The sequence below is a fragment of the Micromonospora globispora genome, assembly GCF_003857015.1.
Lineage (GTDB): Bacteria > Actinomycetota > Actinomycetes > Mycobacteriales > Micromonosporaceae > Micromonospora > Micromonospora globispora.
Genome location: NZ_QGGF01000159.1, coordinates 1 through 9,076 on the forward strand (window position 1 = coordinate 1; position 9,076 = coordinate 9,076).

Sequence of the window (9,076 nt, forward strand, 5' to 3'; positions counted from 1 at the left end):
CGGCTGAGGCACCGGTACGGCCCGCGTCGCCCACGACGACCACTGCCGCGCTCGGTTAATGTGCTGGCCGTGACCAGCACGAGGACAGCGGGGGAAGCCGCCACCGGCGGCCGACGGGCGCGGATGACCACGAGCCGGTGGTTGAGCGTCATGATGCTCACGATGACCGTGCTGGTGCTGACCGGAGGCGCGGTGGGCGCGGCGGCCCTGTCGCACACCGCGGCGGTGTCCAACCGGCTCGCGGACCGGATCGCCCCGGCCCGTACCGCGGTCGGTCACCTGGAGAGCGGGCTGCTGGACCAGGTGGCGGCCGTGCGGGGGTACGTCATCACCGGCAACCCGGAGCTGCTGCGTCCGTACGAGGAAGGGGTGCGGACCGAACGCGAGACGGTGGGGCGGGCGCGGAGCCTGCTCACCGACGAGCCGGACGCCCGGCACGAGCTCGACAGCGCGATGGGGCTGGCCGACCGGTGGCGGGCGGAGTACGCCACCCGACTGATCGCGGCCCGGCGGGCCGGGACGACCCCGGACCAGCTGGCCACGATGGTGGAAGGCGAGCGGCTCGCCTTCGACACCGCCCGCACCGCGCTTACCACTCTGGAGACGCGGCTGGACCGGGTTCAGGCGGCCGGCCGCGCGGATCTGGACGGCGCCCGCGCTGCCCGAGACGTGCTGTTCGTGGCCATCCTCGGCACGCTCCTGCTGTGGAGCATCGTCATCTCGGTGCTGGTGCGGCTCACCGTGTTGCGCCCGCTGACCCGGCTGGGCGCATCGGTACGCCAGGTGGCCGGCGGCGACTTCGACCACCGGCTCTCCCCCGAGGGCCCGGCCGACATCTCCCGGCTGACCGAGGACGTGGAGACCATGCGGCAGCGGGTGGTTGACGCCCTGATGACCAGCCATCGGGACCGGGACGCGCTGGAGCAGCAGGCCGCCGAGCTGCGCCGCTCCAATGAGGACCTGGAGCAGTTCGCCTACGTCGCCTCGCACGACCTGCAGGAGCCACTGCGCAAGGTGGCGTCGTTCTGCCAGATGCTGCAGCGCCGGTACGCCGATCAGCTCGACGACCGCGCCCGGCAGTACATCGGGTACGCGGTGGACGGCGCGACCCGGATGCAGGACCTGATCAACGACCTCCTGGCGTTCTCCCGGATCGGGCGGGTCTACAGCGACGACCGGAAGGTGGACCTGGCCGAGGTCTTCGCCCAGGCCGAGTCGAACCTCTCCGGGCCGATCAGCGAGGCGGGCGCCGAGGTCGTCGCGGACCCGCTGCCGGTCGTGCACGGCGACCCGACGCTGCTGACCATGCTCTGGCAGAACCTGCTCGGCAACGCGGTGAAGTTCCGCAGCCCCGACCGCCCGCCCCGGGTCCGGGTGACGGTGGATGAGGACGCGGACGGCTGGACGTTCAGCGTGGCGGACAACGGCATCGGCATCGAGCCGAAGTACGCGGACAAGATCTTCCTCATCTTCCAGCGGCTGCACCCGCGCGGCACCTACGACGGCACCGGCATCGGGCTGGCGATCTGCAAGAAGATCGTCGAGTACCACGGCGGCACGCTGCGGCTGGACGACAGCTACTCCGAGGGCGCCCGGTTCCTCTTCACCCTGCCCCGGCCCGCCGCCGTCGTACCCGAGCAGGCCGGCGAGCCGGCGCAGGTGGTCCCGGCCTGATCCCGGGACCACCTGCGGCTGGTCAGCTCGCGGGTCGCTCCCGGTCGGCATCGCGGCCGAGAGCGAGCATCCGCAACGTCTCCTCTCGGCGCCGGACCAGCAGCGCGCCGGCGAGGAACGTCACGGCCGGCACGAGGACCAGCACCGCCCACTGCGCGGGTACCAGCGGGATACGACCCAGGTAGAACGAGGACTCCCGCCAACCGGCGAGCCCCTTTTCGATCACCAGAGCGAGCGCGGCAACCGGAGCCAGCATGACCGGGATGCGTCGGCGCACCTGTCGCGCGAGGGTGGCCAGTGCGGCCACGATCGCCACCGCGGCAGCCGCCAGCCCGGCGACGTAGGCCCAGAGAACCAGCCTGCTCCGGGCCTCCAGGTCGTAGAGAACGTAGGAGGCGTACCACCCGGTCGCGTCGTAGGCCACCGCGGTCAGCCGGTTGAGCTCGAGGATGGTCAGCACGACCAGGGACGCCAGGACCAGCGCCGCGAGTCGGCGTACGCCCAGCACCGCGACCGCGCGGCGGGGCGGGGCGGGCACGCTCAGCGCGACCGCCGCGACGACCGCGAGCGCGAACTGCGGCAGGGTCTGCACCACGTACGCAGGTTGATCCGCCACGCCCGGTGCCACCAGGACCGCCCACGCGGCGACGGCGACCCAGGCGAGCCCGGCAGCGACCCGGCGCAGCCCCACCAGGGCGGCGAAGCAGACGCCCGCCCAGCCGGCGACGCGGATCCAGTCGACGAGGTCAGGGCCGACCGGCCGTAGCGGCGGCGGGAGGCTCGGGTCGGGCACGACCTGGTCGAACAGTCCCTTCCCGGCGGCGGCGAGCAGGACCAGGGCGACCAGCACCCCGGTCACCGCCGCGGCGTCGGCCCAGGCCGGCTCGGTGAACCCCCGTGCGTTCACCCGCAGCCGGGCCCGCAGGCCGGCGCCGATCAGGTTGAGGGCATCTCCGGCGGCAGGCCGGCGCTGGCCGGGCCGGGCGTCGGCGAGGAGTACGCCGATCATCTCCTCCTCGTACGTCCGGCGGTGTTCCCACGGGTAGACGGCGAGCAGCCGGCGGTAGCGGCGCTCCAGCTCCTCGGTGCTCACGCCGCTCCTCCCTCGGGGAGCAGGCCGGCCCGGCGCAGCCGAGCGCCGGCGGCGTCCGCGTTGCGGCGCAGGCGGGCGGCATCGTCGGCGAGCCGGCGCGCGCCCAGCGCGGTGAGGCGGTAGTAGCGGCGCAGCCGCGACTGCACCACCTCCTCCCGCTCGACCTCGATCAGGCCGTCGGCGCGGAGCCGGTCCAGGACGGCGTAGAGGGTGCCGGCGCGCAACCGGACCCGGCCGTCGGAGATGCGCAGGACGTCCTCGATGACGGCGTAGCCGTGCTGTGGCGTCTCCGCCAGCGCGGTGAGGACCAGGAACGTCGGTTCGCGGAGAGGGCTGTCTGTCATGATCGGAAGCATATACAGGCAGACGGTATATGCAACCGCCCGTGTATCACGGGCCGGAGGGCGGAGGGTTCAGCGGCGGTTCCGGCCGGTGGCCGTCGCCGCCCTCGGCCGCGGCGGCGACGCTCTCGGTGACCGGGCCGAGCACCGGCCCGACCGGCGTGGTCTGCTCCCGCGGCCCCGGTCCTCCGGGTGTCGCCTGCTCCCGCTCCCGGGCGAACAGGTCGAAGAAGCGCAGCAGCTCCACCGGGAAGGGCATGACCAACGTGCTGTTCTTCTCCGACGCCACGTCCACCACCGTCTGGAGCAGCCGCAGCTGGTACGCCCCCGGCGTCTTCGACATCGCCCGGGACGCGTCGGCGAGCCGCCGGGACGCCTGGAACTCGCCATCCGCCGCGATCACCCGGGCCCGCCGTTCCCGCTCCGCCTCGGCCTGGCGGGACATGGACCGCTTCATCCCCTCGGGCAGCGCGACGTCCTTGACCTCGACCCGCTCGATGAGCAGGCCCCACGGCTTCTCGGTGGGGGCGTCGATCACCGACTTCAACTCGGCGTTGATTTTGTCGCGGTCGCGGAGCAGGGTGTCCAGGTCGGCCTTGCCGATCACGGAACGCAACGCGGTCTGGGCCACCTGGAGCACGGCCGCCGGGTAGTCCCGAACGTTGACCAGAGCCTTCACCGGGTCGACGACGCGGTAGTAGACGACCGCGTCGACGGTGAGCGTGACGTTGTCGCGGGTGATGACGCCCTGCGCCGGCACCCCGATCACCGTGGTCTGCATGCTGACCCGCACCATCCGGTCGACGACCGGGATGATCAGGTGAAAACCGGGCTGGCGGACGCGGTCCAGCACCCGCCCGAAGCGGAACACGATGCCGCGCTGGTACTGCTGCACCAGCCGGATGCTCAGCGACAGCACGAGCACGACGATCGCGATGATGATGACCAGCGCGATGAAGGCGGCGGCTCCCATGGTCCCCCTCGATCCCGGGAGGCACCCGCCTCCCGGCGCCGCGCCTACCCGTTGCGTCGCCGTTCACTCCTGCCGAATTGCCGGACCAACCTGCCTGCTCACCCCTGGCGCGCCTGAATCGCTCCGCCGGGCTTCGTCGTGAACGCCGGACTGGTGCGGCCTCCGGAGTCGCCGATCCGACTCGCGGATCCCGCCCCGAGGCCCGATCACGGGCCGACACGGATCGACTCCCATTGGTAGCGTGTCGATCGCTTCGCGGTCGTTGGGGAGGTTCATGTGTGGGCGGACGAAGCCGGCCTCGACGCGGCTCAGCGCCGGGTTGACGAATGGGAGTCCTCCATCAGTGCCCGAGCGGAGCGCAGCCGGGCGCTGTCCGACCGATTGTCCGGCCTGACGGCCAGCGCCATCAGTCCCGATCGGACGGTCGAGGCCACGGTGGACTCCGCTGGGACCCTGGTCGGTCTGCGGCTCGACGAACGCATCCGCGCACGGTCCTCGGCGCACACCGCCGAGCAGGTGCTCGCCACCACCCGGGCGGCACACGTGGAGTTGCTCCGTCAGGTGACCGAGGCGACCCGGGAAACCCTCGGCGCCGATGACCCCGCGGCCAGCGCCGTCATCGACTCGTACGGCCGCCGGCTCGGCCTCGCCGAAGAGGACGGCGACCGTGGTGGCCGGTGAGGGGATCCAGGTCAGCCCGGCAGACCTGACGGCGCACGCCGGGCACCTCGACGCGATCGCCGACGCGGTGACCGTGGCGCGGCAGGCCGGCCAGTCCGTACGACTCGGCGCGGACGCGTACGGGCAGCTCTGCGTAATGATGCCGCTCCTGCTCGACCAGGTGCAGCGAATCCTGGTGGACGGCGTCGACACGGCCGCGCACTCGGTGGGCGACACCGCCGATCGGCTCCGGGCCGTCGCCGGCCGCTACCAGGACGCCGACGCCCGCGCCGAGACCATGCTGAACCGGATCCGGCAGCGGCTGTGACCAACCCGCTGGTCGCCACCCCGACCGACGCCCCGGTCAACCCGTGGGCGGGCGTCTGGATCGCCGAGGACATCCAGCTCATCGGCGAGGGTGTCACGAACGGCAGTTGGATCGACGGCAGCCTCGGGGTGGTCGGCGCCGCCCTGGACGGCCTCGCGCTCGTCTCCGACCCGGTCGGCTCGCTACTTCAGTACGGCGTGGCCTGGATCATCGAGCACGTCCGACCGCTCACCGAAGCGCTGGACTGGCTCGCCGGCGACCCGGCGCAGATCGCCGCGCACGCCCAGACCTGGCGCAACGTCGCCGGCTCGCTGCGCGACGAGGCGGAAAGCCTGGCCCGCGCGGTACGGCTGGACGTGACGGAATGGGGCGGCAGCGCCGGCCCCGCCTACCGCAACTGGGCCGCCGAGCAGCAGCAGGCCGTCGTCGGCCTGAGCCACGCCGCCGACACCATGGCGCTGGTCACCGAGGGCGCCGGGATGCTCATCGCCGCCGTCCGCCTCATGGTCCGCGACGCCATCGCCACCTGCGTCTCCCGCCTGATCGTGTACGCGGCGGAAGAGGCCGCCACCCTGGGATTCGCCACTCCCCTGGTCGTCGAACAGGTCACCACGACGGTGGCGGCGTGGGCAGCGAAGATCGCGCAGTGGCTGCGCGGGCTGCTGGCCAGCCTGCGGCGGCTCATCCCCGAGATGCACCGCCTCGGCGAGCTCATCGAAAAACTGAAGCAGATTCTCAGTCGGCTAAGGGGCCACGGCGGGAGCTCCGACGACCTCAATCGGGTGCGGCGGCGCGGGTCGGGGCCACGAATGCCAATGAACCTGGGCTCCGTGCAGGCAATCGCGGCCAAGTACGGCATCGATATCTCCGATATAAGGATCACGATCAACAACCGCATCTCGGGTGTCTGCGGCATCACCAAAGCAGATGAATCGGTGTTGTTGTGCCGCGACGCCTTCCGGAGCGAGGAAGATCTTGCCCGTACTCTCGAGCACGAACGCTTCCACGTGGCAGAGCTACGCGACGGTCGCCCCTACCCCGCTCCTGAGGATCTAGACGCGTTCGAGGACAGGGCGTACGCCCACGAAGACCACTGGTGGGAAACCCAATCGGTGAGGCCGGAAGGAGCAGGCTGATGGCTACCTTCGACGAGTGGTTGGATGCCTACGACATCGTCTACCAAGCCTTACCCGGCACCGCTGATGCTTCCTGTCCCAACTGTGGCCACAAGACGCTCCGCCTTGTCTTCGTCGGTCCACCCGGCAGGGATGTCGGCTACGCAGCCTTCTGGTGCGACACCTGCTTGGAAGGGATCCACATCTCTCGGGCACCCATACCTGCGGGCGTGGTCGCCAGGTCGTTGGCGTCTCCCCCGGAGGAACGACTCCGAGGCATTCCCAGCTACCGAGTGGTGATGTAGGCCGGAACCACGCAGTCCTCAGAAGCTACGCGCGGGCGGGATGCCGTCCCCGCTCACCGAGCGCAGAAACCAAGATGGATTGCTCACGCCAAGAATCCTGCCGTCCGCTCCCCTGACCTGCGTACGGACGTAGGCACCGGCTCCCGGTTCCACCCGCAGGTCGTGCCAGCCCTGCCGTAGTTGGCGGGCGGAGATCCGGGTGGTCCTGGTGGCGGGGGTCAGGTCGGCGACGCCGGCGAGGTCGACCGTTCCGGTGATCAATTCCAGCGCGGCGCCGGCCGGCAGGTCGGTGGCGAGCAGGCGTACGGTCAACTCCTCGGCCGAGGTCACCACGACCGCGCCCATCGCCGTACGGCCGTCGACCTCGATGTCCAGCGCGCCGCGGTACCGGGCCAGATCGGTGAACCACGCCCGCCCGGCCCGAAGCGCCGCCACCAGGTCGTCCCGGTCCGTTGACGACGCCCAGACGTACGTGATGTGGCGCTCGGCCGCGCCGCGCCAGTCGGTGCCGTCGTGGTCGTCGGTGACCCCGACGGCGGTGAAGAAGACCGCGTTGCGGGCGGCGACGTCGAGCACCCAGAGGTGGTCGTCGAGCGGTGCGCGGCCGATCTCGACCAGGTCGGCGCCGAGATTGTTGCGCTCCACCATCAGCCGGGCCAACGACTCACGGTTCTCCACGTCGAGCGGGTGGTTCCAGGAGACGACACCGCCATGGGAGTGCAGGAAGTCGATCATCTGCTCGGTGCGGGCGACATCGTTGTTCCGGTACGGCGGCGTCGGGAAGGCCGGCAGGGTCTGGTCCCCGCCGAACCAGTTGAGGTGCCGCACCAACGACACCTCGTACGCCCGGTGGTGGGTGACGCCCGGGAAGCGGTCCTCGTACGCCCGGAGCACCTCGGCGCGGAGGTCCTCGCCGGCCTGACCGGCGCGGCGGGCGCGGTCGAAGACCAGCCGGTCGACGACGAAGCTGCCGGGCGCCGAGCCGGTCACGTGCACGCCGAGGCGCAGCCCGCGCAGCGAGTTGTCCCCGGCCGCCAGGTCGGGCCAGAGCCGCCGGACGTCCTCAACGAGCGGAAGGGTGAGGCGGCGCCACTGCCCGGGCGCGGCAGGCAGGTCGACGGTGCCGAGCAGTCCGTCGGTCGAATGGGCGCGACGCTCGGCGGCCCCGACCCGGTAGCGCAGGGCGTACTGGCCGGCGGGTCGGCCGCCGGTGGCCGGGTGATGGGACAGGGCGATCTCGACGATCAGGGTCGCGTCGGTCCCCGCGGCCTCCGGCAGTACGTCGAGGTGGAGAGTGGTGTCGGAGATGTTGCCGGTGTGCGTCCAGTTCCACGCCGTGCCGGCGTACCAGAAGGTGCCGTCACCGGTCGCGGTCAGGCGCAGCGCCTTCGGGGGGTCGTCCATGCCGTGCGGGCTGTCCACGAAGTCGGCCCCCGACGCGGTGAGCGTGCCCTCGGTCGACGCCGACCAGTTCCAGGCAAGCTGTCCCTCCAGCTCCTCCTCGCCGTCGAAGTGCACCACGCGTCGATGGTCGTGCGCGGCGACCCGGAAGTCGTGGTCGGTCCACCAGACGACGTCCACGTTGTTGTGGCTCGCCTGGTCGAGGTGCGCGGCGTAGCTGGCGATGCCCTCGCTGAACGACGCGTGGATGTGCATCGCCATGCTGATCGGCCGACGGTTCGGGCTCTCGGCGGGCGGCGCGGGCTCGGACGACGCCGCCAGGGTGGCGGGAATGCCGACACCGGCCACGGCGAGGCCGCCGGCCGCGACGAGCACCGTGCGCCGGTTGACGCGTATCGGTCCCTCAGCCATGGATCTCGCCCCCCGGTCGATGGTCCGGCCAGCCTACGGCCCGACAGCCGACCGCCGGGAGGTCGGTACGGGCTGAACGCATGGCCGTCCCGCCGATACAGTGCGGCCATGGTCCGGATCCGGCGGGCGACCTTCGACGACAGCGACCGGATCGCCAATGTGCACGCCGTGGGTGAGATCGCGGCGATCTTCGTCGCGCCGAGCACTGGTCGACGGGGATCGGGCTGGCCCTGATGCGCGCGGCGGTGGAGCACCTGAGCCGGCACTGGGTTCACCGAGATCCGGCTCTGGTGGTCGCCGACAATCCGCGGGCCCGGCGCTTCTATGAGCGCTTCGGCTTCACTCTCGACGGCGCCTCCCGCGCGCAGCCGGTCGGGAGCTTTACCGTGTGCCAACGCCCTCCGGCGGCGACTCGCGTCCAGGGCCGTGATCCGTTCCCACGGTGACCGGCGGGCCGGCGCGTCAGGTGGCGTAGCGGGCGGCGAGGTCGACCACCCGGCGGGCGGCGGCCACCATCGCCCGGTCGGCGAACCGGCCGTCGGGCAGCACCACCGTGCCGGAGTCGCGGGTCTGCGCCTCCGCGACCGCGGCGAGCAGTTCCCGCGCCCGGGCCACCTCCCGGTCGCCCGGTCGGAACGCCTCGGTGATCACCGGGAGCTGGCGGGGGTGGATCGCGGTGCGGCCGACGAAGCCGAGCCGCCGGCCGACCGCGCAGGAGGCGGCCAGCCCGTCGAGGTCGGTGACGTTCGCGTACACCGCCATGGCGGGCGGCCGG

The 9,076-nt window shown here is 71.9% G+C and carries 10 protein-coding genes and 1 pseudogene; 6 read left to right on the forward strand and 5 right to left on the reverse strand.

The window, feature by feature from the left end:
* Positions 1-162 precede the first annotated feature (162 nt).
* Positions 163-1,674: a sensor histidine kinase gene (locus tag DKL51_RS05870; RefSeq protein ID WP_221623135.1), complete on the forward strand. Its 1,512-nt coding sequence runs from the start codon at positions 163-165 to the stop codon at positions 1,672-1,674.
* 22 nt (positions 1,675-1,696) lie between these two features.
* Here DKL51_RS05870 and DKL51_RS05875 read toward each other — a convergent pair whose 3' ends face one another.
* The 3 genes from DKL51_RS05875 to DKL51_RS05885 are packed head-to-tail and all read right to left on the reverse strand — an operon-like array spanning position 1,697 to position 4,081.
* Positions 1,697-2,767, reverse strand: a complete 1,071-nt coding sequence (locus DKL51_RS05875) for a hypothetical protein (RefSeq protein ID WP_109948198.1) — start codon at positions 2,765-2,767, stop codon at positions 1,697-1,699.
* Positions 2,764-3,111 carry a PadR family transcriptional regulator gene (locus DKL51_RS05880; protein ID WP_109948200.1) on the reverse strand — a complete coding sequence of 116 codons (348 nt, stop codon included), beginning with the start codon at positions 3,109-3,111 and terminating at the stop codon, positions 2,764-2,766. Before DKL51_RS05880 ends, DKL51_RS05875 begins: the two co-directional genes overlap by 4 nt.
* Positions 3,112-3,157: 46 nt before the next feature.
* On the reverse strand, positions 3,158-4,081 hold the full coding sequence (locus tag DKL51_RS05885) for a slipin family protein (RefSeq protein WP_109948197.1): 924 nt from the start codon (positions 4,079-4,081) through the stop codon (positions 3,158-3,160).
* Positions 4,082-4,357: 276 nt separating this feature from the next.
* Between DKL51_RS05885 and DKL51_RS05890 the strand changes: the two genes are divergently transcribed.
* Genes DKL51_RS05890 through DKL51_RS05900 form a run of 3 tightly spaced genes read left to right on the forward strand, consistent with a single transcriptional unit; the run spans position 4,358 to position 6,205 of the window.
* Positions 4,358-4,762 carry a YbaB/EbfC family nucleoid-associated protein gene (locus tag DKL51_RS05890; protein ID WP_109948196.1) on the forward strand — a complete coding sequence of 135 codons (405 nt, stop codon included), beginning with the start codon at positions 4,358-4,360 and terminating at the stop codon, positions 4,760-4,762.
* Positions 4,749-5,069, forward strand: coding sequence for a type VII secretion target (locus DKL51_RS05895; RefSeq protein ID WP_109948195.1), 321 nt, complete (start codon positions 4,749-4,751; stop codon positions 5,067-5,069). Before DKL51_RS05890 ends, DKL51_RS05895 begins: the two co-directional genes overlap by 14 nt.
* The gene (locus DKL51_RS05900) at positions 5,066-6,205 is read left to right on the forward strand and encodes a WXG100 family type VII secretion target (RefSeq protein WP_243422825.1); all 1,140 of its coding nucleotides are present in this window, start codon (positions 5,066-5,068) and stop codon (positions 6,203-6,205) included. The genes DKL51_RS05895 and DKL51_RS05900 overlap by 4 nt, the downstream gene beginning before the upstream one ends.
* Positions 6,206-6,507: 302 nt before the next feature.
* On the opposite strand, the gene DKL51_RS05910 is transcribed toward DKL51_RS05900, so the two are convergent.
* Positions 6,508-8,301 carry a CehA/McbA family metallohydrolase domain-containing protein gene (locus tag DKL51_RS05910; RefSeq protein ID WP_109948193.1) on the reverse strand — a complete coding sequence of 598 codons (1,794 nt, stop codon included), beginning with the start codon at positions 8,299-8,301 and terminating at the stop codon, positions 6,508-6,510.
* A gap of 108 nt (positions 8,302-8,409) precedes the next feature.
* Between DKL51_RS05910 and DKL51_RS36160 the strand changes: the two genes are divergently transcribed.
* Together DKL51_RS36160 and DKL51_RS37060 are read left to right on the forward strand one after the other, a co-directional pair.
* Positions 8,410-8,535, forward strand: a complete 126-nt coding sequence (locus DKL51_RS36160) for a hypothetical protein (protein ID WP_260428387.1) — start codon at positions 8,410-8,412, stop codon at positions 8,533-8,535.
* The gene (locus DKL51_RS37060; RefSeq protein ID WP_109948192.1) at positions 8,535-8,747 is read left to right on the forward strand and encodes an N-acetyltransferase; all 213 of its coding nucleotides are present in this window, start codon (positions 8,535-8,537) and stop codon (positions 8,745-8,747) included. Before DKL51_RS36160 ends, DKL51_RS37060 begins: the two co-directional genes overlap by 1 nt.
* Positions 8,748-8,763: 16 nt before the next feature.
* Here DKL51_RS37060 and DKL51_RS34770 read toward each other — a convergent pair.
* Positions 8,764-9,076 (reverse strand): annotated as a pseudogene (locus tag DKL51_RS34770) (CoA ester lyase); the annotation flags it as partial.